We start from the raw sequence: 22,683 nt of genomic DNA on the forward strand, positions 1-22,683 counted from the left end.
CGGATTTTGTAGAAGGATCAGTTTCACATGCTCGCTCGCTGGTTGCCCGCTGCCATAAACACCCGCCCAACCGAATGGAGCCGCGCCGCCATCGGCATGGCCTTGGGCACGTTGTTCAGTGTGTGGTTGTGCGCGCAGGTGTTCGGCCATGACGTCGCTTATCATCTGATCGGGCCGTTGGGCGCTTCCGCGGTGTTGCTGTTCGCCGTGTCCTCCGGCGCCCTTGCCCAGCCGTGGTCGATTCTCGGCGGGTATTTGTGTGCCGGTGTCGTGGCGCTGCTGGTCGCTCACGTACTTGGCCGAACCCTGGGCAGCGCCTGTCTGGCGGCGGGCATGGCGCTGATTCTGATGTGCTGGCTGCGTTGCCTGCACCCACCGGCGGGCGCTTTGGCGCTGACGCTGGTGCTGGCTGATCCTGCGACTATTGCCATGGACTGGAAAGCCATGGAACCGGTGATGCTCGGTGCCGCGTGCATGCTGCTCAGTGCCCTCGCCTATAACAACCTGACGCGCATTCGTTACCCGAAACGCCCCGCTGAACCGGCGCCCGCAGTAGCCCCGGTCGACAATCAGGCAATCACCGCCGAAGACCTCAAGCTGGCACTGGCCGACATGGAAGCCTTCATCGACATCACTCCCGAGGATCTGGAACAGTTGATCCACGCCAGCGAACTGCACGCCAAACGCCGCAGCATCACCGCGACCTTCACCTGACCCCTTATGTAGGAGCTGCCGCAAGCTGCGATCTTTTGATCCTGTTTTTCAAGATCAAAAGATCGCAGCCTGCGGCAGCTCCTACATGAGTCCGCGTATATTTCGGGCAAGGTAAAAACGCAGACAGGCCCTGCACATATCCCCGTTGTACAAGGCAAATTTGCACTGTTACGATCCGGTAACGCTCGCGCGCGAGCTTCTCGAATAAAGACAATAAAAGCAGGGAGTTACTGATGACAGCTCAGGCTTCATCCCCGCGGACCCAGTCCATGGATGCCACGCAAAACGAGGTGCTGGCCGAGGTTCGCAACCGTATCGGTCACCTGACCCTCAACCGCCCCGCCGGTCTCAATGCCATCACCCTCGACATGGTGCGTTTGCTGCAACAGCAGCTCGACGCCTGGGCGACTGACGCCAATGTTCACGCGGTAGTCCTGCGCGGTGCCGGTGAAAAAGCTTTCTGCGCCGGTGGCGACATTCGCTCGCTGTACGACAGTTTCAAGAGCGGCGATACGCTGCACGAAGATTTCTTCGTCGAGGAATATGCCCTCGACCTGACGATTCATCACTACCGTAAACCGGTGCTGGCGCTGATGGACGGATTTGTCCTCGGCGGCGGCATGGGCCTGGTACAAGGCGCCGATCTGCGCGTGGTCACCGAGAAGAGCCGACTGGCGATGCCGGAAGTGGCCATCGGTTATTTCCCCGATGTCGGCGGCAGCTATTTCCTGCCGCGCATTCCCGGTGAGCTGGGGATTTATCTGGGCGTCAGCGGCGTGCAGATCCGTGCCGCCGATGCGCTGTATTGCGGCCTGGCGGACTGGTATCTGGACAGCAGCAAACTGGCGCTGCTCGACGAAAAACTCGATCAGATGGAATGGCAGGACACGCCGCTCAAGGCGCTGCAGAACCTGCTGGCCAAACACGCCGTGCAGACCCTGCCCGATGCGCCGCTTGAGGCCCTGCGCCCGGCTATCGATCACTTTTTCGCCCTGCCGGATGTGCCGAGCATGGTCGAGCAATTGCGCGCGGTGACCGTTGCCGACAGCCATGAATGGGCGACCACCACCGCCAACCTGCTGGAAACCCGTTCGCCGCTGGCCATGGCCGTGACCCTGGAAATGCTCCGGCGCGGTCGGCACCTGAGCCTGGAACATTGCTTCGCCCTGGAGCTGCATCTGGATCGCCAGTGGTTCGCCCGTGGCGACCTGATCGAAGGCGTGCGCGCCCTGCTGATCGATAAAGACAAGTCACCACGCTGGAACCCGCCGACTCTTGCTGCGCTGGACGCTGCGCATGTCGCGAGTTTCTTCCACGGTTTTGATGAGAGCGGGAGCTGAGCCATGCACGATCTCGAACTGACTGAAGAACAAGTGATGATCCGCGACATGGCCCGGGACTTTGCCCGTGGCGAAATCGCACCGCACGCGCAGGCGTGGGAAAAGGCTGGCTGGATCGACGATGCGCTCGTCGCGAAAATGGGCGAACTCGGTTTGCTCGGCATGGTGGTGCCCGAGGAATGGGGCGGCACCTACGTTGACTACGTGGCCTATGCCTTGGCCGTGGAAGAAATTTCTGCGGGTGATGGCGCGACCGGCGCATTCATGAGCATTCACAACTCGGTCGGCTGCGGCCCGGTGCTCAACTACGGCAGCGAAGCACAGAAACAGACCTGGCTGGCGGATCTGGCCAGCGGGAAAACCATCGGCTGCTTCTGCCTGACCGAACCGCAGGCCGGCTCCGAAGCGCACAACCTGCGCACCCGCGCCGAACTGCGTGACGGCCAGTGGGTGATCAACGGCGCCAAACAGTTTGTCAGCAACGGTAAACGGGCGAAACTGGCGATTGTGTTTGCGGTGACCGATCCAGACCTGGGCAAGAAAGGTATTTCGGCGTTTCTGGTGCCGACCGATACCGCCGGTTTCATCGTTGATCGCACTGAACACAAGATGGGCATCCGCGCTTCCGATACTTGTGCGGTGACCCTGAACAACTGCAGCATTCCCGAGGCCAATCTGCTCGGCGAGCGCGGCAAGGGTCTGGCGATTGCCCTGTCCAACCTTGAAGGCGGACGCATCGGCATCGCCGCGCAAGCACTGGGTATTGCCCGTGCGGCGTTTGAAGCGGCGCTGGTGTATTCGCGCGACCGTATCCAGTTCGGCAAACCGATCAATGAGCACCAGAGCATCGCCAACCTGCTGGCCGATATGCACATGCAGATCAACGCGGCGCGGCTGATGATCCTGCATGCGGCGCGACTGCGGACGGCGGGCAAACCTTGCTTGTCCGAGGCTTCGCAGGCCAAGTTGTTTGCGTCGGAGATGGCCGAGAAGGTCTGCTCGTCGGCGATCCAGATTCATGGCGGGTATGGCTATCTGGAGGATTATCCGGTCGAGAAGTACTACCGCGATGCGCGGATTACCCAGATCTATGAAGGCTCGAGCGAGATTCAGCGGATGGTCATTGCGCGGGAGCTGAAGAACTATCAGTTGTAATGGTGTTGGCCCCTTTCCCTCACCCCAGCCCTCTCCCCGAGGGAGAGGGGGCCGACCGAGGTGTATGGCGTCATACATCGACCTGAAAGACCGAGTCGATTACGGATTCAAATAAAGCACTTCCAGGTCGGCGTAAATCTGAAATATCCCCCAATCAGTCCCCTCTCCCTCCGGGAGAGGGTTAGGGTGAGGGGCTTTTCGCTTTAGTCGCGTTACTTGCCCTTGAACTCAGCCTCACGCTTGGCAATAAACGCCGCCATCCCTTCCTTCTGATCCTGCGTGGCAAACGCGGCATGGAACACCCGGCGCTCAAAACGCACGCCTTCGGTCAGGTTGACCTCAAAGGCACGGTTGACGCTTTCTTTGACCATCATCGCAATCGGCAGCGACTTGCTGGCAATCACCGCAGCAACCTTCAGCGCTTCATCCAGCAACTCGTCACTCGGCACAATCCGCGCAACGATGCCGCAACGCTCGGCTTCCACCGCATCGATCATGCGCCCGCTCAGGCACATCTCCATGGCTTTCGCTTTACCCACGGCGCGGGTCAGACGCTGGGTGCCGCCCATGCCCGGCAGGACGCCGAGGTTGATTTCCGGTTGGCCGAATCTGGCGTTGTCACCGGCCAGAATGAAGTCGCACATCAACGCCAGCTCACAGCCACCGCCTAGGGCGAAACCGTTAACGGCGGCAATGATCGGCTTGCGCCGGTTGGCCACGCGATCGCTGTCGCTGAACAGATCGTCCATGTAAATCTGCGGGTAGGTCAGCTCGGCCATTTCCTTGATGTCGGCACCGGCGGCGAAGGCCTTTTTCGAACCGGTGAGGACGATGCAACCGATGTTCGCATCGGCTTCCAGCGCATCAAGGGCCTGGTTCACTTCGCTGACCAGTTGCGCATTCAGCGCGTTCAGCGCATGCGGGCGGTTGAGGGTGATCAGGCCAACGCGGCCGTGGGTTTCGAGCAGAATGGTTTCGTACGTCATGAATAAAAATTCCTTCTTAAAGATTGCGCGAAATGACCATGCGCTGAATATCGCTGGTGCCTTCGTAGATCTGGCAGACGCGCACGTCGCGGTAGATGCGCTCCAGCGGGAAGTCGTTGAGGTAACCGTATCCACCGAGGGTTTGCAATGCCATCGAACAGACTTTCTCGGCCATTTCCGAAGCGAACAGTTTCGCCATCGATGCCTCGACCAGTGCCGGTTGCCCACTGTCTCGCAGAGCGGCGGCGTAATGAACCATTTGCCGCGCGACGGCGATCTGCGTCGCCATGTCGGCGAGGCGGAAAGCGACAGCTTGGTGTTCGATGATCGGCTTGCCGAAGGTGTCGCGCTCACGGGCGTAATCCCGCGCCGCTTCAAACGCCGCGCGGGCCATGCCCACCGATTGCGAAGCGATGCCGACGCGCCCGCCCTCGAGGTTGGCCAAGGCAATCTTGTAGCCCTCGCCCTCTTCGCCCAATCGATTGGCTACCGGCACTTTGACGTCTTCGAAGAGAATCTGGCAGGTGTCTGAGGCGTGCTGGCCGAGTTTGTCTTCGACGCGAGCAACTTTGTAGCCCGGTGAATCGGTCGGCACGATAAACGCGCTGATGCCGCGCTTGCCGGCGCTCGGATCGGTCACGGCAAAGACGATGACGATCCCGGCATTTTGCCCCGAGGTGATGAACTGTTTGCAGCCATTAAGCACGTAGTGATCGCCTTCCAGACGCGCGCGGGTTTTCAGGCTGCTGGCATCGGAACCAGCCTGGGGTTCGGTCAATGCAAAAGCGCCGAGCATCGCGCCACTGGCCAGCGGTTTGAGAAAACGTTCGCGCTGATCATCGTTGCCGAACTTGAGGATCGGCACGCAACCCACCGAGTTGTGCACGCTCATGATCGTCGAGCAGGCGCCGTCGCCGGCAGCGATTTCTTCCAGGGCCATGGCGTACGCCAGGTAACCGGTGTCGCAACCGCCCCACTGTTCCGGCACGAGCATGCCGAAAAAGCCCAGCTCAGCCATCTGGCCGATGGCTTCCTTGGGGAAACGGTGCTCGCGATCCCACTCGGCGGCGAACGGCTTCAAGCGTTCCTCGGCGAACTGCCGGGCCATGTCGCGGATCTGGGTTTGGTCTTCGTTGGGAATCATGGTGAATCCTTAAATATCAGTCGCACCGTTTTCCCTGTAGGAGTGAGCCTGCTCGCGATAGCGGTGGGTCATATAAATCAGTGGTGACTGATACGACGTCATCGCGAGCAGGCTCACTCCTACAAGGGGATTGGTGTTGGGCTCAATACACGCATTCCACGGCCATGGCCGTGGCTTCGCCGCCGCCGATGCAGATCGCTGCCACGCCGCGTTTGAGGTTGCGCTGGCGCAGCGCTGAGAGCAACGTCACCAGAATCCGCGCACCGGACGCGCCAATCGGATGGCCCAGCGCACAAGCGCCGCCATGCACGTTCAGCTTGTCATGCGGGATTTCCAGATGCGTCATCGCCGCCATGCCAACCACAGCAAACGCTTCGTTCACTTCGAACAGATCAACATCACCCAGCGACCAACCGGTTTTCTTGATCAGCTTCTTGATCGCCCCAATCGGCGCCACCGGGAACAGGCCGGGGGTGTCGGCGAACGCTGCATGACCATGGATAACGGCCAACGGTTTCAAACCCAGCTTCTGCGCCTGCGACTGACGCATCAGCACCAACGCCGCCGCCCCGTCAGAGATTGAACTGGAGTTCGCCGCCGTCACTGTGCCGCCTTCGCGGAATGCTGGTTTCAGCGAGGCAATCTTGTCCAGCTTGGCTTTCGGCGGCTGCTCGTCATGGCTGATCAGCACCTGCTCTTTGCCAACGGTCACGGTCAGCGGGACGATTTCGTCCTTAAAGCTGCCGTCCTTGATCGCCTGCTGCGCGCGCGTGGTCGAAGCGATGGCAAACGCATCCTGCGCTTCACGGCTGAAGTGGTTGGTTTCGGCGCAGTCTTCGGCGAAGGTGCCCATCAGGCGCCCCTTGTCGTAGGCATCTTCGAGGCCGTCGAGGAACATCGAATCAAGCACGCGGCCATGGCCCATGCGGTAACCGGCGCGCGCGCGATCCAGCAGATACGGTGAGTTGGACATGCTTTCCATGCCGCCGGCAATCACCACGTCGGCGCTGCCAGCGATCAGCATGTCGTGAGCCAGAATGGTGGTTTCCATACCCGAGCCGCACATCTTGTTGACGGTGGTGCAACGGGTCGATTTATCCAGTCCGGCGCCGAGCGCGGCCTGACGCGCAGGCGCCTGACCGAGTCCCGCAGGCAATACGCAACCAAACAGCACTTCATCAACCGCGTCGCTGGCGACACCGGCGCGTTCAACCGCAGCCTTGATTGCAGCAGCACCGAGTTGCGGCGCGGTAAGGCTTTTCAGTTCGCCCTGAAAACCGCCCATTGGCGTGCGCACGGCACTGACGATAACAATCGGATCGTTGGAAATAGTCATGACAAATCCTCCTTACTTGGCGGCCATGCGCAAGGCGCCGTCGAGACGGATCACCTCGCCGTTGAGCATGCTGTTTTCGATGATATGCCGAACCAGCGCAGCGTATTCCGCAGGCTTGCCCAGGCGCGGCGGGAACGGCACGCCGGCGGCCAGCGATTCGCGAACTTCCGGGGTCATGCCGGCCATCATCGGCGTTTCGAAAATGCCTGGGGCGATGGTCATTACACGGATGCCGAAACGTGCCAGTTCGCGGGCGGCCGGCAGGGTCAGGCTGGCGATTGCGCCTTTCGAAGCGGAATACGCCGCCTGGCCGATCTGGCCGTCGAATGCAGCGACGGATGCGGTGTTGATGATCACACCACGCTCGCCATCAGCGTTGGCCTCGGATTCGGCGATGGCCGCAGCGGCCAGACGCAGCATGTTGAAGCTGCCGATCAGGTTGACGTTGATCACTTGCGCGAAACTGCTCAGCGCATGCGGGCCGTTCTTGCCGAGAATTTTCTCGCCACGGACGATGCCGGCGCAGTTGACCAGACCGTTGAGGCTGCCGAAGGCTTTGACGGTCGCTTGCACGGCGGCTTCGGCGGCGGCTTCGTTGCTGATATCGGCAACCACGCTTTGCGCGCCCAGACGCTGAGCCTGTGCGGCGACTGCTTCGGCATTCATGTCCACCAGCATCACTTTGGCGCCGGCACTCACCAGCAATTCAGCGGTGGCCGCACCGAGGCCGGATGCGCCGCCGGTGACGATAAAAACCTTGTTCTCGATCTGCATGACTGTATTTCCTGATTCAAGCTGAAACGTTATGCGCCGCAGCCTCTTGAGCCTTGGCGATTTCCTGGTTGCGCAAGATAAAGCGCTGCAATTTGCCGCTGGGGGTTTTGGGCAATTCGCTGACAAATTCGATTTCACGCGGGTACGCATGCGCCGCCAGACGCTTGCGTACGTGTTGGCGCAGCTCTTCGGCCAGCTCCGGCGCGGCGCGGTATTGCGCACTCAGCACGACGAAGGCTTTGACCAGTTCGGTGCGCTCCGGGTCCGGTTTGCCGACGACCGCCGCCTCGACCACCGCCGGGTGTTCGATCAGCGCACTTTCCACATCGAACGGGCCGACGCGGTAGCCGGAGGTAGTGATCACGTCGTCGCTGCGGCCGACGAAGCTGATGCTGCCGTCCGGATTCCACTCGACGGTGTCGCCGCTCAGGTAATAATCGCCGACAAAGGCCTTGGTTGGCGCACCCTCATAGCCGCCGAACCAGCACATCGGTGATTGCGGGCGGTCGATGGCGAGAATGCCGGGCTGACCGACACCGAGTTCGTTGTACTGGTCATCGAGCACGACGATACGGTGGCCCGGCGAGGCGAAACCGGCGGCGCCGACGTGCACCGCGTGGTCGAGGCCGTGGTGGTTGCACAGGACCATGCCCAGTTCGGTCTGGCCGTAATGGTCATGAATGACCACGTCGAGATTGTCGGCGAACCAGCGAATCACTTCCGGGTTCAGCGGCTCGCCGGCGCTGCTGACGATGCGCAGCTTGCCTTTGATCGACTTGGCGAACTCATCGCCACCGGCAATCAACAAACGATAAGCCGTTGGCGATCCGGTGAGATTGGTGATGCCGTACTTGTTGATCACCCGGCAAGTGCTTTCGAGGGTGAACGGGCCATCGTAGAAGGTGATCGGGTGCCCCATCGACAACGGGCCGGTCACGCCGAAGTAGATGCCGTAGGCCCAGCCCGGATCGGCGACGTTCCAGAACGAATCTTCCGGGCGCAGATCCACGGCGTCCCGGGTGTAGCTCTGGAACGCGACAATGGCTTTGAGCGGTACTGACAGCGCCTTTGATGGGCCGGTGGTACCCGAGGTGAACATCAGCAGAAATGGGTCTTCACCGGTCAGCAACACCGGTTCGCAGACGCTGGAATGGTTGGCCAATTCGGCCCAGAAACTGAAATCGCCACGGACGATGCCTTGGCCCTTGGTGCCGCCGACGGTGACCAATGTCGGGCAATCAGCGACTTCAGCGAGTTTCGGCCGGTTGACCGCGTCGGTGACCACCACTTTGGCGCCTGAGCTGTTCAGGCGATGTTCGAGGGCCTTGGGGCCGAACGCGGTGAACAGCGGTTGATACACCGCGCCGATGCGCCAGGTGGCGAACACGGTGATGAGCAATTCGATGTTGCGCGGCAGCAGGCCGGCGACCTTGTCGCCCTTCTGCACGCCCTGGGCGAGAAGAAAATTGGCAAAACGCGCGGCTTTGTCTTGCAGATCACTGAAGGTGTACGTCGCACTGGCGCCATCGCGGCCTTCCCAGAACAGCGCGATACGCCCCGGCAAGGCATGCCGGTCGCAGCATTCGACGCAGGCGTTGAGCGCCTCAAGCGTACCGCTGAGCGCGGCATCCACGGTGTGCTGATAGTTGAACTGTGCGGTGGCAGACAAGTAATCGCGCATTGCCAGAATCCCTCTGTTTTTTATTAGGCTGGGAAGCGTAAACAACAGAGGGATAGTCGCGCTGTGTGGGGGTTGGGGCAATGGTCAAAGCCATCAAAGTGGCTGACTGGTTTGGCCAAGACTGCTACCACACTGATCGTTCCCACGCTCTGCGTGGGAATGCAGCCTTGGACGCTCTGCGTCCGCTCCAGAGCTGGAACGCGGAGCGTCCCTTGAGGCATTCCCACGCAGAGCGTGGGAACGATCAAGCGTCGGGATGTGTTGGATCAGACAACCTCATTCAGGATCAGCGTGCGGTAGTGGCCGGGATTCGACCCCGACCACTTGCGAAACGCCTTATAGAACGAACTCGCATCGGCAAACCCCAATCGACTGGCAATCTCGACAAAACTGATCGAAGGTTCCGCCAGCCAGATAATCGCCAATTCCTTGCGCACGCTGTCTTTGAGGCCTTGATAGGTCTGCCCTTCCTCGGCCAGGCGCCGGCGCAAGGTCGAGGCCGACATGCATAACTGTTGCGCCAGCGCCTCGGTTTCCGGCCATTGTTCAGCGGGCAATTGCCGCAGATCCTGCTTGATCCGACTGGCGAGGCTTTCCGGGTCGCGGTACTTCACCAGAATGTTGGCCGGCGCATGGGCCAGAAAGCGCTTCAACTCTTCGGCGGAACGTTTGATCGGCAGATCAAGGCAATCGGCAGAAAAGATCATCCGCGTGCGTGACCGATCGAACCGCAGGTTTTCGGAAAACATCACCCGGTAGTCATCGGTGAAATCCGGCTCTGGGCAACGCAATTCAATGGCCAGAATCGGAATCCGCCGCCCCGCCAGCCAGCAGGCGACGCCGTGGACAATCATCCAATAGGTGAAATAGGTGAAAGCGCGGCGCGGTTCGGCGTCGCCCTCCAGCAGTACAATTTCCGCCAGACTTTGCTGGTGCACCAGTTGCGCCGGCATGCGCTCCAGCATCAGTGAGAGAAAACTCAACCCCGTGCTCAAACCCGCTGCCAGTGTCGGTTGCGCCATCGCACTGCGACAGAGGAATTCGAGGCTGCCGGACTTGAGCTTGCGCGGGTCCATGCCGAAAAACTCGTCATCGCCGCGGCGGGCCAACAAGCGCCAGAGTTTCGCGTACTGCGAGGCCGGCACCCGACCCTGCGCGGTTTGCAGCAACGCCGGCGCAATGCCGACCTTGCTCAAGACTTCGTCGGTGGCCACGCCCGGGGCACAACTCTGCAGCAGCGCTTCACGCACCAGTTGAACGGCGATGGTGTCTTTTTCGGACATGGAGCGCGGTGAACCTTGTTGTTTTTGAGTGGTGGGCATATTACCGCAGGTGGCGAATTCAACACGAACCCCCTGTAGGAGTGAGCCTGCTCGCGATAGCGCTGGGTCTGAAAAATCAGCGCTGACTGATACGACGCCATCGCGAGCAGGCTCACTCCTACAAGGATCAATGCGAGGCAAAAATTGAGGTCGTTCAGCAACTGTTCAGGTTTATGTCAATCAATGTCATGTGAGAATGACTTTCATTATGTTACAACTTGTAACCTCTTCGAATGACTTGTTGGATACCGAATGCTCGTTCCCTTCCTGATCATGCTGCGCGAAGGCATTGAAGCCGCGCTGATCGTTGGCATTATCGCCAGCTACCTGCAACAGACTGGCCGTGGCCAATGGATGCCCGCCGTGTGGATCGGCGTATTCCTCGCCGCCGCCCTCGCCCTGCTGGTCGGTGGCGGTCTGGAACTGGTCAGTGCCGAATTCCCGCAAAAGCAGCAGGAACTGTTCGAAGGCATCGTCGGCCTGGTGGCCGTGGGCATTCTCAGCTCCATGGTGTTCTGGATGCGCAAGGTCGCGCGTTCGATCAAGCATTCGCTGCAAGCCTCGCTGGATCACGCGCTGACCTCTTCGAAGCATCAGGTCATTGCGCTGATCGCCATGGTCTTCTTCGCTGTCGCTCGCGAAGGTCTGGAAACGGTGTTCTTCCTGCTCGCGGTGTTCCAGCAAAGCGAAGGCCCGGGCGCGCCGATCGGTGCCCTGCTCGGGCTGATTCTGGCGATCATCGTCGGCTTCCTGATCTACAGCGGCAGCATGCGCCTCAACCTTTCGGCGTTCTTCAAGTGGACCGGCCTGTTCATTCTGGTGGTGGCCGCCGGGATTCTCGCCAATTCCGTGCAAGCCCTGCATGAAGCCGGGCTGTGGAATCACCTGCAAACCGTGCTCTTCGATTTCAGCGCGACGCTGCCGATGGACGGCCCGTTGGGCTCGGTGCTGGCCGGCATGTTCGGTTATCAGGATGCGCCGACCGTCAGCACCCTCGGGGCGTATCTGATTTACCTGGTGGTGGCGCTGGTGATGTTCTTTTATCCGGCTCCCGCCCCCAAGCGCTCCGCGCAATCGTCTTCCGTTTCCAGCCAATAAGGGCATCCATGTCAAAGCCTAATACTCCTCAGGCCTCCCCTCCCCGTGCCTTGCGCTGGGCGGTGGCCGGTTCGGTGGTCATCATGATCGCCGCCGGCGGCCTGTTCTGGTACGCCTCGAAAATGGCCGCGGCCAAACGTCAGCACAATCACGACGAAGTGGTGGTGAACATTCACCCGGGCAGTTGCGAGCCGAATGCGCTGACCGTGCCGGCCGGCCGCGCCAGTTTCCGCATCGTCAACCGCTCCGACCGCGCGGTGGAATGGGAAATCCTCGACGGTGTGCTGGTTGTCGAAGAGCGCGAAAACATCGCGCCGGGCCTGAGCCAGGTGATCAACGCCAATCTGCAACCCGGCGATTACGCGATCACCTGCGGATTGCTCAGCAACCCACGCGGCACCCTGCATGTGACGCCGACGGCAGCCTCTGACGCGGCGGCCAAGGCCAAACCATCAATGGTCGCTTTCGTCGGGCCGTTGTCGGAATTCCGTGTGTATCTGGCCAGTCAGAGCAGCGCGCTGATCAAAGCCGTGACCGCACTCAATCAAGCTATTGAAAGCGGCGATTTGAGTCAGGCTCAGGCGCTGTACCTGCCAGCACGCTCGGCGTATCAACATCTGGCCCCGGCTGCGCAGCGTCTGGCAGAACTGGACAACAGCATCAACGCCCGCGCCGATTACTTCGAAAAACGTGAGCAGGATCCAGCCTTCGTCGGCTTCCATCGCCTCGAATTCGGCCTGTTCCAGCAGCGCAAACTCGACGATCTGGCACCGGTTGCCCAGCGCCTGCTCAGCGACGTCACCACGCTCAAACAGCAACTGCTCGCGCAGAGCCTGCCACCCGAGCAACTGGTCAACATCGTCGTGCGCAACCTCAACACATTGGCCGACGTGCGCGCCGCCAGTGGTGAAGAGGAACGCTACAGCCACAGCGACCTCAACGGTTTCGCCGCCAATGCGCAAACCGCGCACAAAGTCGTCGATCTGCTGCGGCCAATGCTGAGCAAATCCGCCGCCGATCTGCTGCCGAAAATCGACGCTGCGCTGACCGATTTCGATACCACGCTGGATAGTTTCAAGATCAAGGACGGCTACGCCAGCTACGACTCCGTCAGCGGCGCACAACGCAAGCAGATTGCCGACAAGGCCCAGGCTCTGGCCGACGCACTGGATGGCATCGATCCCGCCCTCGGCCTCTCCGGCCTGTAAGCAGAAGACGAATTAGCGATGAAAGAATCAGAAAACCTCAACCTGCAACGTCGCCGTGTCCTGATGGGCATGGGCGCCGCCGGTGTCGCCCTTGCCGGCTCAGCCCTGAGCTGCCCGGCCATGGCCGCCGCGCCGGCGCAAGTCACCGAAGCACCGAGCAGCGACAAGACCCAAGACCGCCACGATTTCCACGGTGTGCACCAGACCGGCATCGTCACCCCGCGCCCGGCCTCCGGCATGCTGGTGTCGTTCGACGTGCTGGCCAGTGATCGCGAAGACCTCGAGCGGTTGTTCCGCACGCTCAACGAGCGCATTGCGTTTCTGATGAAGGGCGGCCCGGTCGCACAGATCGACCCGAAACTGCCGCCGCCGGACTCCGGCATCCTCGGCCCGAACGTGACACCGGACAACCTGACCATTACCGTCTCCGTCGGCGAATCCTTGTTCGATGAGCGCTTCGGTCTGGCCGAGGCCAAGCCCAAACGCCTGATCCGCATGGTCGGCTTCCCCAACGATGCGCTGGAGGCTGACTGCTGCCACGGCGACTTGAGTTTGCAGTTTTGCTCCAACACCACCGACACCAACATCCACGCCCTGCGTGACATCGTCAAAAACCTCCCCGACCTGCTGCTGGTGCGTTGGAAACAGGAAGGCAGCGTGCCGCCACAAGCCCCGGCGAAACCCGGTGTGCCGGCGCAATCGGCGCGCAATTTCCTCGGCTTCCGTGACGGCTCGGCCAACCCGGACTCCAACGATGCCAAAGCCATGGACAGCATCGTCTGGGTGCAAGCGGGCAGCGATGAACCGGCCTGGGCCGCGCATGGCAGCTATCAAGCGGTGCGGATCATTCGCAACTTCGTTGAACGCTGGGATCGCACACCGTTGCAGGAACAGGAAAGCATCCTTGGCCGGGTGAAAACCTCCGGCGCGCCTATCGGCGGCAGCCATGAAACCGAAGTGCCGGATTACCGCAAAGACCCCGAAGGCAAACTGACCAAACTCGACGCGCACATTCGCCTGGCTAATCCGCGCACGGCTGCGACTCAGGCCAACCTGATCCTGCGACGGCCATTCAACTATTCCAACGGCGTGAACAAGAACGGTCAGCTCGACATGGGCCTGCTGTTCATCTGTTACCAGGCCGACCTGGAAAAAGGCTTCATCACCGTGCAGACCCGTCTCAACGGCGAGCCGCTTGAGGAATACCTCAAACCGGTTGGCGGCGGTTACTTCTTCACCCTGCCGGGTGTCACGGGCGACAAGGATTTCATCGGTCGCTCGCTGCTTAACGCCACACAACCGAAAACAGCTGCATAGAACAATCCCAACACTGGAGCCGCCCCCATGAAAAAGACGCCACTCGCGTTATTGCTAACCCTCGGTTTGCTCAACACCCCGCTGTCAGCGTTTGCCGCCACGGCACCGCTGGATCTGGTCGGACCGGTGTCGGACTACAAGATTTACGTCACCGAACAACTCGATGAGTTGGGCAGCCACACGCAGCAGTTCACCGACGCGGTGAAAAAAGGTGACCTGGCCACCGCACAAAAACTCTACGCACCGACCCGCGTTTACTACGAGTCGATCGAGCCGATTGCCGAACTGTTCAGTGACCTCGATGCCTCCATCGACTCCCGCGTCGACGACCACGAGAAAGGCGTGAAAGCTGAAGACTTCACCGGTTTCCACCGCATCGAATACACGCTGTTCTCAGAGAAAAGCACCCAAGGCTTGAACGAGTTGGCGGACAAGCTCAACAGCGACGTCAAAGACCTGCAAACCCGCGTGGCCGGCCTGACGTTCCCACCGGAAAAAGTCGTCGGTGGAGCTGCTGCACTGTTGGAAGAAGTCGCCGCGACCAAGATCTCCGGTGAAGAAGATCGCTACAGCCACACCGACCTCTACGACTTCCAGGGCAACATCGACGGTGCGAAGAAAATCGTTGATCTGTTCCGTCCGCAGATCGAAAAGCAAGACAAGGCTTTTGTCGCGAAGGTCGACAAGAACTTTGCCACCGTCGACAAGATTCTGGCCAAGTACAAGACCAAGGAGGGTGGGTTTGAAACCTATGACAAGGTGAAGGATAACGACCGTAAAGCGCTGGTCGGGCCGGTGAATACACTGGCGGAAGATCTGTCCACGTTGCGTGGCAAGTTGGGGCTGAATTGATTTTTTGTAGCGTCTAAGCGGGCCCCATCGCTGGCAAGCCAGCTCCCACAGGTTCTTGGTGTACACAATATTTGTGGATCACCAAGAACACTGTGGGAGCTGGCTTGCCAGCGATGGCATTTTCAGCAGCGCTAAAGTATCCGGTAGAGCAACCGCTCAATCCGCACCCGACTCACGCGCTTGAGAAACTTGGCCACCCCGGCCGGATACTCCGGCAGCGTCTCCAGATTCTGAAAACTGTCGATCCGCGTGGTATGGCGGAAAATCTCTTCCAGCTCCTTCGCTCGCGGCGCCAGCCACTCCCCCTTCGGATCATCAATCAACAACGCATTCTCCAGATCCAGACGGAACGCCCGTGGATTGAGGTTGTTGCCGGTCAGCAGCGTATAGCGCTGATCGACCCACATGCCCTTGAGGTGATAGGTGTTGTCACCATCACGCCACAGATGCAGGTTCAACTGGCCGCTGTCGATATTGCGCTGATGCCGTTTGGCGAAGCGGCGCAGACTGATTTCGTACAGGTACGGCAGCGCCGCGATGACCTTGAACGGCTCGCTCGGCGGGATATAGAAATCGTTGGCAGTCTTGTCACCGACCACGATGTCGATCTTCACGCCACGGGCCAACGCGCGATTGATCTCGCGGATCACGCCCAGTGGCAGATTGAAGTACGGCGTGCAAATGGTCAGCTGCTTTTGCGCGCTGGCGATCAGCTCAAGAATCGCCCGGTTCAAGGGGTTGTTCTTGCCGACGCCGAGCAACGGGGTCACGGACAAGCCGTCTCGGGCGGTGCTGCCCGTGGCGGTGTCGTATGTCGCGTATTTGAGACGGCTGCGCAAGTCGCCGATGTCGTTGCGCAGGCTGCGGGTGGTCGGCAGGTTAGGCAGATCGAGGCGATGCACGGCTTTCGACTCGATCAAGCCATGCTTGACCAGATGATGCATCGAGTCCGCCAGCTCATGGCTTTGCAGCACGTGGTAGCGGTCGAAACGGTACTTGTCGAACTTGTGCAGGTAGACGTTATTCAGGCTCGCACCGCTGTAGACCACGCAATCGTCGATCACGAAGCCCTTCAAATGCAGCACGCCGAACAGTTCGCGGGTCTGCACCGGCACGCCGTAGACCGGCACTTCGCTTTCGTGCGTGCGGGTCATTTCCTGATACCACGCCGAATTGCCCGGCTGTTTGCCGGCACCGATCAACCCGCGTTGCGCACGCAGCCAGTCGACGACCACGGCGATTTCCAGCTCGGGACGCTTGAGCTTGGCGGCGTGGAGGGCATCGAGGATTTCCTGACCGGCTTCGTCTTGCTGCAAGTACAGCGCGACGATGTAGATGCGTTGGGTCGCTGCGGCGATTTTCTCCAGCAGGCAACGACGGAACTCGGCGGCGCCGGACAGAATGGTCACAGCCTCGGCGGTCAGCGGGAAGCTGCGCAATTTAGGCAGCAAGGAGCGTTTGAAAAGCAACGGCATAGGGCTCGCAATGGGTCGAATCCGAAGAACCCGAGAGCTTACACCATCGCATCCTTCGGGTCTTGTTAGTGTCTGTAATGGCGTCTTCGCGAGCAGGCTCGCTCTCACCTTTGAAACGCATTCCCCTGTGGGAGCGAGCCTGCTCGCGAAGACGATTTCACAATCGACAAAAATACCCGCTTGACCAAGGAGAACAATCGTTCTACTGTTTGCCACATGAACGAAATCACTAGCAACGACACGCGCGACATCATTCTGGACGTCACCGAAAAGCTGATCTACAAAAGTGGCATCGCTGCCACCAGCATGGATCTTCTGGTGAAAACCGCCGGTGTCTCCAGAAAAAGCATCTACCGTTACTTTGCCGACAAGGACGCACTGACCGTCGCCGCCCTGCAACGCCGCGACATCCGCTGGATGCATTGGTACAGAAGCGCCGTCGATCAGGCCGAAACCCCGGCCGATCGCCTGCTCAACCTGTTTACCGTGCTCAAAGGCTGGTTCGCCTCGGAAGGCTTTCGCGGCTGCGCCTTCATCAATACCAGCGGCGAGACCGGCGACCCGCAAGACCCCGTACGGCTGGTCGCCAAAGAACACAAACAGAAGCTGCTCGACTACGTGTGCGAGCTGTGTACCGAACATGGTGCCGAGGATCCGCAACTGCTGGCCAAACAGTTGCTGATCCTGATTGACGGTGCCATTACCGTAGCGCTTGTGATGGGTGATCACAGTGCCGCCGATAATGCGCAATGCATGGCGCGAAAGTTATTGGACCTGTAATGCCTTAATAAGCCGGACTTGTTGTTCAATTATTAATTAGATCGGGAGACTGAACATGTCTACTGCAGCCCAGGTACGTCCGCCATTACCGCCCTTCAGCCGTGAATCGGCGATCGAGAAAGTTCGACTGGCCGAGGATGGCTGGAACTCCCGCGACCCGGAACGGGTATCGCTGGCCTACACCCTCGACACCCAATGGCGTAACCGCGCCGAGTTCGCCAACAACCGTGAAGAAGCCCAGGCCTTCCTCACCCGTAAATGGGCGAAAGAGCTGGATTACCGTTTGATCAAGGAACTGTGGGCCTACTCCGATACGCGCATCGCCGTGCGCTATGCCTATGAATGGCACGATGACTCAGGCAACTGGTTCCGCTCCTATGGCAACGAGAACTGGGAATTCGATGAGCAAGGCCTGATGTTCCAGCGCTATGCGTGCATCAATGACATGCCGATCAAGGAAAGCGAGCGCAAGTTCCACTGGCCGCTGGGCCGGCGCCCGGATGATCACCCAAGCCTGTCTGACCTCGGCCTGTAAGCCAACACAGCTCCAACTGTAGGAGTGAGCCTGCTCGCGATAGCGGTGTGTCAGTCAACCTATAAGTTGAATGTTCAGACGCCATCGCGAGCAGGCTCACTCCTACAGGGGATGTGTGGGGTTCAGGCGACGGCAGCGGTCTTTTCGGCCTCCAACTCGCGCACCAGCGGCAACACCCGCCGGCCGAAATATTCGACCTCTTCCTGAAAGTGCAGAAACCCCGCCAACACCAGATCCACCCCCACCGCCTTCAACGCGACAATCCGCTCGGCAATCTGCAACGGCGTGCCAATCAGATTGGTCTTGAAACCGTCGTTGTACTGCACCAGATCCTCGAACGTCGATTTCGCCCAGTTGCCCTCTCCTCCCGGTGACGCCCTGCCCGCCTGTTTCGCGGCATCACCAAAGGCATTCACTGCTTCCGGATCGGCCTGATCGATGATCTGCGCCAGTACGGCTCTGGCCTCTTCTTCAGTGTCGCGGGCGATGACAAAGGCGTTCACGCCAATTTTCACTGAATGATTGTTCGCCGCCGCTTTCTGACGAATATCGTCAACCTGCGCCTTGATCCCCTCAACGCTGTTGCCGTTAGTGAAATACCAGTCCGAGACCCTTGCCGCCATGTCCCGTGCTGCCCGCGAGCTGCCGCCCTGAAAAATCTCCGGACGGCCCAGTGGTTTTGGCTTGAGGGTGTAATTGTCGAAACGGTAGAAATCGCCGCGAAAGGTGAAGTTGTCCTGACTCCACACGCCGCGCAGCGAGCGGATGAACTCCTCGGAACGGCGATAACGCTCGTCGTGCTCCAGCCAATGCTCGCCGATGGCCTGGAACTCGCCTTTGAACCAGCCGCTGACAATGTTCACCGCGATGCGGCCATTGGTGAGTTGATCGATGGTTGCCAGTTGCTTGGCCGCCAGCGCCGGTTGCCATGGCCCGGGCAGAATCGCCGCGATCACTTTAAGTTTGCTGGTCGCTGCAAGCAGTGCATGGCTGAATGCGACGGACTCGTGCTGGAACTCGGCGCCGTAACCGGCGGTAAAGCGGATCTGCGTCAGCGCGTACTCGAAACCGGCGGCTTCGGCGATTTGCGCCAGCTTGCGGTTGTAGTCGATGCCCCAATCCGTGCGCTGTTCAATCTTGCTGACCACCAGCCCACCGCTGACGTTCGGCACCCAGTAGGCAAATTTTACCGCTTGCTGACTCATTGGCGTGTCCTCGGGACATTTGAGAGATGAGAGTGGTAGAGCAGCAAGCGTGCCAGGCCTGGAATGCCCGGTTTTGTTGGGTTTGTTGTGTGGTGCAGATGTTTTGTAGAGGTGGGATTTGTTGGCGGGTTGTTGTGTGGACAACAGTTGGTTTGGGGTCGGCATGAAGAATGCCTTCGCGAGCAGGCTCGCTCCCACAGGGTGGAATGCATTTCAAAATGTGGGAGCGAGCCTGCTCGCGAAGGCGTCAGACGGGTCGCCGCAACACTTGGAAATGAGTAACATGACCGCCCTCCCCGCAGCTCACGTTCTGCGCCCTGCCGAATAAGCCGATTCCATGCCTTTCGAACTCAGCGTTGACCTCACCACTCTGGCCATTCTGGCCATCGTCGCCTTCATTGCCGGTTTCATCGACGCCATCGCCGGCGGTGGCGGCCTGCTGACCACGCCAGCGTTGCTGACTGCCGGCCTGCCGCCGCACCTGGTGCTCGGCACCAACAAGTTGAGTTCGACTTTCGGTTCGGCCACCGCCAGTTTCACCTTCTACCGCCGCAAACTGTTCCACCCACGGCAGTGGGTGCACGCGATTGTCGGCACGCTGGTCGGTGCATTGACCGGCGCCATCGTCGCCCATTACCTGCCGGCCGAATGGCTGAACAAGATGCTCCCGGTGATCGTCTTCGCTTGCGGTCTGTATCTGTTGTTCGGCGGTACGCCCAAAGCACCGCTGGACAGCGATGCGCCGATCAAAAAGAAATGGCAGTCGACCCAAGGTTTCAGCCTCGGTTTCTATGACGGTGTGGCTGGGCCTGGCACTGGCGCATTCTGGACGGTGAGCAGCCTGCTGCTCTACCCGATCGACCTGGTCAAGGCCAGCGGTGTGGCGCGCAGCATGAACTTCGTCAGCAACATTGCGGCGCTGTCGGTGTTCGTGTTTTCCGGGCAAGTGGACTGGATCATCGGCCTGAGCATGGGCCTGTCGGTGATGGTCGGCGCGTTCTTTGGCGCGCGCACCGCGATCAGCGGTGGCGCCAAGTTCATTCGCCCGGTGTTCATCACCGTGGTGCTGGGTTTGACCGTGCGCCTAGCCTGGCAGCACTGGTTCAGCGTGGCCTAAGCGCCGCGCCACGTAGACGTCGATCAGGTAACGGGCAATCGACTTGGACGCCGGCAACGGCGGCAGGTCGTGCACGTTGAACCACTGGGCGTCTTCGATCTCATCTTCCTGACAGACAATTTCGCCACCGGCATATTCGGCATGGAAGCCGAGCATCATCGAATGCGGGAACGGCCAGCACTGGCTGCCCAGGTACTGAATGTTCTTCACTTCGATCTGCACTTCTTCGCGCACTTCACGAATCAGGCAATCCTCGGCCGACTCGCCAGGTTCAGCGAACCCCGCCAGCGTGCTGTACACCCCGCTGACGAAACGCGGTGAACGCGCCAGCAGAATCTCGTCGCCACGGGTGATCAGCACGATCATGCTCGGCGAAATACGCGGATAACTGCGCAAGTCGCACGGCTGGCAATACATCGCCCGTTCGCGCGGCACCTGCGTCATCGCCTGGCCGCAATTGCCGCAGAAACGGTGCTCGCGAGCCCAGGTGCCGATCTGCGCGGCGTAACCGAGCACTTTGTAGATGGTGTGATCGCCATCGAGCATGAACGCTCTCAGGCCTTTCCAGTTGCAACCCGGCACCTCACTGGTGCTGCGCAGTTCGAGCAGATACACCGGCTCGCCGTCGAGATGGCCAATGCCGTGCTCGGCGAGGATCGACAAGTCCTGCCGCTTGAGCCATTCGCGTGGGAACAGCGCGCCGTTGTCATCAAACAAAAAACCGTCCGGGCTGCGCGCAACCGCCCAGCCGCCCGGTTGATCGGTGTCGAGTACTGCAGTGGTCCAGCGAGCTGTCATGGTTTCTCAGTCCAGAAATTCGGGTTTCTGTTTGCTCATGTGGGCGGCCATGGCCACGCGCAAATCAGTGGATTGCAGCATGGCGGCGTTCCAGGTGGCAACGTATTCGAGGCCGTCGTCGATGCGATGGTCACGCATGTAGCTGATCATTTCCTTGGTGCCGGTGACCGCGATCGGCGATTTCGAAGCGATCTCGCGGGCGATCTCCAGCACGCCTTCGAGCAACGCGTCCTTGTCGCTGTAGACGCGATTGAGCAGGCCGATGCTGCGCGCCTCGTCAGCGCCGAAGGTGCGGCCGGTGTAAGCCAGTTCACGCAGCATGCCGTCACCGATGATCCGTGGCAACCGTTGCAAAGTGCCAACATCGGCGGCCATGCCGATATCGATTTCCTTGATCGAGAATTGTGCGTCTTCGGCGGCGTAACGCATGTCGCACGCGGCGATCAGATCGATGGCGCCACCCAGGCAGTAACCCTGAATCGCTGCGAGCACCGGTTTGCGGCAGTTATCGACGGCATTGAACGAGGCTTGCAGGGTGAGGATCTTGCGGCGCAGCAGGCGCGCGTTGCGGCCGACGTCCTTGCCCAGTTCATTGGCGACGCCGGCGAGCATCATCAGATCGATGCCAGAGGAAAAATGTTTGCCATTGCCGCTGAGCACCACTACACGCACTTCGTCGGTGTCGTCGATCCACTGGAAGATCTCGACGATCTCGCTCCAGAATGCCGCGTTCATCGAGTTGATTTTTTCCGGGCGATTGATTTGCACATGGGCGATGTTGTCGGCCAGTTCGACGCTGAAAGCGGAGTATTGAGTCATGGCAGTGATCCTTTACCGGGCTGAAAATGAGGCCCGAACTATAACAAGGCATCACAGTGGCGGTTCGGCCAAATGCGGGACTGACTTGAGGAGATGTACTGCAACATTCCACCCTGTAGGAGCTGCCGCAGGCTGCGATCTTTTGATGCTGATTTTAGAAGACCAGATCAAAAGATCGCAGCCTGCGGCAGCTCCTACAGGGATTTTCGTGTCACGAAGGCTGCGGTTTCGTAGGGGACTGTTACTACATCCTTGCCGCGCAACTCGGGCTCGGACGCGATCAGCGCGCGAATCTGCTCATCAACCTTCGTCCGTTGTGCGTCCGGCAGTGCGGCAATGAAACTGGTCGAACGCACGCGGTTAAACAAGACATCCTCCGGCGAGCCGGTATGCCCATTGTGAAACTGCTGCAATTGCAGTGGCCCGAACGCCGGGTGCGGAAACGCCTTGCGCCATTCGCCGGTGTAATAACGCGGTGTATCACCTTCCAGCGCATTAACGATGGCGTCCAGCTTCGGCACCCAGCTCACTTGGGTGTCGCGCAGGTTCCAGATCAACCCCAACTTGCCGCCAGGCTTGAGCACTCGAGCGATCTCGGTCAACGCGGCTTCGCTGGCAAACCAGTGAAACGCCTGCGCGCAGATCACCACGTCGACCGACGCATCCGGTAGCGGCAGATCGGTCGCCGTGCCATGCACGGCCAACACCTGCGGCCAGGCATCAGAAAGTTTCTCGAGCATCTGCGCCACGGGTTCGACGGCGATAACCTGCGCGCCTGTGGCCACCAACCGACCGGTGAATTTGCCGGTGCCGGCGCCCAGATCAATCACCGTCTTGTGACCATCCAGACCTAGCGTTGTCGTCAGCCAGTCACTGACTTGCGGTGGGTAATTCGGCCGCCCTTTGACGTAGGTATCAGCGGCGGTTTTGTAGCCCCCAGTGGAATGATGCAGATGATCGTTCATGGCAGTCCCCCTTATCGCAGAGCTTCGGATCAACGGCAGACGCTTGCGAGCATAGCGCCGGA

At 60.0% G+C, this 22,683-nt stretch carries 21 protein-coding genes; 10 read left to right on the forward strand and 11 right to left on the reverse strand.

Annotated features, from left to right (window positions below; all coding sequences use genetic code 11):
• Positions 1–27 precede the first annotated feature (27 nt).
• From AK821_RS13730 to AK821_RS13740, 3 genes are all read left to right on the forward strand, one after another.
• Positions 28–714 carry an HPP family protein gene (locus AK821_RS13730; protein ID WP_064390156.1) on the forward strand — a complete coding sequence of 229 codons (687 nt, stop codon included), beginning with the start codon at positions 28–30 and terminating at the stop codon, positions 712–714.
• A gap of 233 nt (positions 715–947) precedes the next feature.
• Positions 948–2,054, forward strand: a complete 1,107-nt coding sequence (locus tag AK821_RS13735) for an enoyl-CoA hydratase/isomerase family protein (RefSeq protein ID WP_064390158.1) — start codon at positions 948–950, stop codon at positions 2,052–2,054.
• Between the two features lie 3 nt (positions 2,055–2,057).
• A complete protein-coding gene (locus tag AK821_RS13740; protein WP_064390160.1) occupies positions 2,058–3,209 on the forward strand; it encodes an acyl-CoA dehydrogenase family protein in 1,152 nt (383 codons plus the stop codon).
• A 212-nt stretch (positions 3,210–3,421) separates the two neighbouring features.
• Here AK821_RS13740 and AK821_RS13745 read toward each other — a convergent pair whose 3' ends face one another.
• The 6 genes from AK821_RS13745 to AK821_RS13770 all read right to left on the reverse strand — a co-directional run bounded on the left by AK821_RS13745 (position 3,422) and on the right by AK821_RS13770 (position 10,413).
• Entirely contained in the window at positions 3,422–4,195 is a 774-nt protein-coding gene (locus AK821_RS13745; RefSeq protein ID WP_064390161.1) for an enoyl-CoA hydratase, read from the reverse strand.
• A 16-nt stretch (positions 4,196–4,211) separates the two neighbouring features.
• Positions 4,212–5,339: an acyl-CoA dehydrogenase gene (locus AK821_RS13750; protein ID WP_064390162.1), complete on the reverse strand. Its 1,128-nt coding sequence runs from the start codon at positions 5,337–5,339 to the stop codon at positions 4,212–4,214.
• A gap of 142 nt (positions 5,340–5,481) precedes the next feature.
• On the reverse strand, positions 5,482–6,675 hold the full coding sequence (locus tag AK821_RS13755) for an acetyl-CoA C-acyltransferase (RefSeq protein ID WP_064390164.1): 1,194 nt from the start codon (positions 6,673–6,675) through the stop codon (positions 5,482–5,484).
• 12 nt (positions 6,676–6,687) lie between these two features.
• Complete coding sequence (locus AK821_RS13760) at positions 6,688–7,449, reverse strand: SDR family NAD(P)-dependent oxidoreductase (protein WP_064390165.1); 762 nt, start codon at positions 7,447–7,449, stop codon at positions 6,688–6,690.
• 16 nt (positions 7,450–7,465) lie between these two features.
• Positions 7,466–9,130, reverse strand: a complete 1,665-nt coding sequence (locus AK821_RS13765; protein ID WP_064390167.1) for an AMP-binding protein — start codon at positions 9,128–9,130, stop codon at positions 7,466–7,468.
• Positions 9,131–9,396: 266 nt separating this feature from the next.
• Positions 9,397–10,413, reverse strand: a complete 1,017-nt coding sequence (locus tag AK821_RS13770; protein WP_064390169.1) for an AraC family transcriptional regulator — start codon at positions 10,411–10,413, stop codon at positions 9,397–9,399.
• 291 nt (positions 10,414–10,704) lie between these two features.
• Here AK821_RS13770 and efeU point away from each other — a divergent pair, with 291 nt between their 5' ends.
• From efeU to efeO (AK821_RS13790), 4 genes are read left to right on the forward strand one after another with little or no spacing between them, the layout of a single operon-like run.
• Positions 10,705–11,550, forward strand: coding sequence for an iron uptake transporter permease EfeU (efeU, locus tag AK821_RS13775; protein ID WP_064390171.1), 846 nt, complete (start codon positions 10,705–10,707; stop codon positions 11,548–11,550).
• 8 nt (positions 11,551–11,558) lie between these two features.
• Positions 11,559–12,758, forward strand: a complete 1,200-nt coding sequence (gene efeO / locus AK821_RS13780; protein ID WP_064390172.1) for an iron uptake system protein EfeO — start codon at positions 11,559–11,561, stop codon at positions 12,756–12,758.
• Positions 12,759–12,776: 18 nt separating this feature from the next.
• Positions 12,777–14,075, forward strand: a complete 1,299-nt coding sequence (gene efeB / locus AK821_RS13785; RefSeq protein ID WP_064390174.1) for an iron uptake transporter deferrochelatase/peroxidase subunit — start codon at positions 12,777–12,779, stop codon at positions 14,073–14,075.
• A gap of 27 nt (positions 14,076–14,102) precedes the next feature.
• Positions 14,103–14,927, forward strand: coding sequence for an iron uptake system protein EfeO (gene efeO / locus AK821_RS13790; protein WP_064390176.1), 825 nt, complete (start codon positions 14,103–14,105; stop codon positions 14,925–14,927).
• 131 nt (positions 14,928–15,058) lie between these two features.
• Here the strand turns inward: efeO (AK821_RS13790) and pssA are convergent, their stop codons facing one another.
• Entirely contained in the window at positions 15,059–16,402 is a 1,344-nt protein-coding gene (pssA, locus tag AK821_RS13795; RefSeq protein WP_064390178.1) for a CDP-diacylglycerol--serine O-phosphatidyltransferase, read from the reverse strand.
• A 216-nt stretch (positions 16,403–16,618) separates the two neighbouring features.
• Between pssA and AK821_RS13800 the strand changes: the two genes are divergently transcribed.
• Positions 16,619–17,182 (forward strand): TetR/AcrR family transcriptional regulator, encoded by a 564-nt coding sequence (locus tag AK821_RS13800; protein WP_064390180.1) that lies wholly within the window; start codon positions 16,619–16,621, stop codon positions 17,180–17,182.
• Between the two features lie 55 nt (positions 17,183–17,237).
• Positions 17,238–17,717 carry a nuclear transport factor 2 family protein gene (locus AK821_RS13805; RefSeq protein ID WP_064390182.1) on the forward strand — a complete coding sequence of 160 codons (480 nt, stop codon included), beginning with the start codon at positions 17,238–17,240 and terminating at the stop codon, positions 17,715–17,717.
• Between the two features lie 122 nt (positions 17,718–17,839).
• On the opposite strand, the gene sfnG is transcribed toward AK821_RS13805, so the two are convergent.
• Complete coding sequence (sfnG, locus tag AK821_RS13810) at positions 17,840–18,922, reverse strand: dimethylsulfone monooxygenase SfnG (RefSeq protein WP_064390184.1); 1,083 nt, start codon at positions 18,920–18,922, stop codon at positions 17,840–17,842.
• A gap of 337 nt (positions 18,923–19,259) precedes the next feature.
• On the opposite strand from sfnG, the gene AK821_RS13815 reads away from it, so the two are divergent.
• Entirely contained in the window at positions 19,260–20,039 is a 780-nt protein-coding gene (locus AK821_RS13815) for a TSUP family transporter (RefSeq protein ID WP_064390185.1), read from the forward strand.
• Here AK821_RS13815 and nudC read toward each other — a convergent pair.
• The 3 genes from nudC to AK821_RS13830 all read right to left on the reverse strand — a co-directional run bounded on the left by nudC (position 20,007) and on the right by AK821_RS13830 (position 22,621).
• Positions 20,007–20,837: an NAD(+) diphosphatase gene (gene nudC / locus AK821_RS13820; RefSeq protein ID WP_064390187.1), complete on the reverse strand. Its 831-nt coding sequence runs from the start codon at positions 20,835–20,837 to the stop codon at positions 20,007–20,009. The two genes, AK821_RS13815 and nudC, sit on opposite strands and share 33 nt — an antisense overlap.
• A 6-nt stretch (positions 20,838–20,843) precedes the next feature.
• The gene (locus AK821_RS13825; protein WP_064390188.1) at positions 20,844–21,656 is read right to left on the reverse strand and encodes a crotonase/enoyl-CoA hydratase family protein; all 813 of its coding nucleotides are present in this window, start codon (positions 21,654–21,656) and stop codon (positions 20,844–20,846) included.
• 194 nt (positions 21,657–21,850) lie between these two features.
• On the reverse strand, positions 21,851–22,621 hold the full coding sequence (locus tag AK821_RS13830) for a class I SAM-dependent methyltransferase (protein ID WP_064390190.1): 771 nt from the start codon (positions 22,619–22,621) through the stop codon (positions 21,851–21,853).
• Positions 22,622–22,683: the final 62 nt, after the last annotated feature.

Source organism: Pseudomonas sp. RIT-PI-r, assembly GCF_001297015.1.
Lineage (GTDB): Bacteria > Pseudomonadota > Gammaproteobacteria > Pseudomonadales > Pseudomonadaceae > Aquipseudomonas.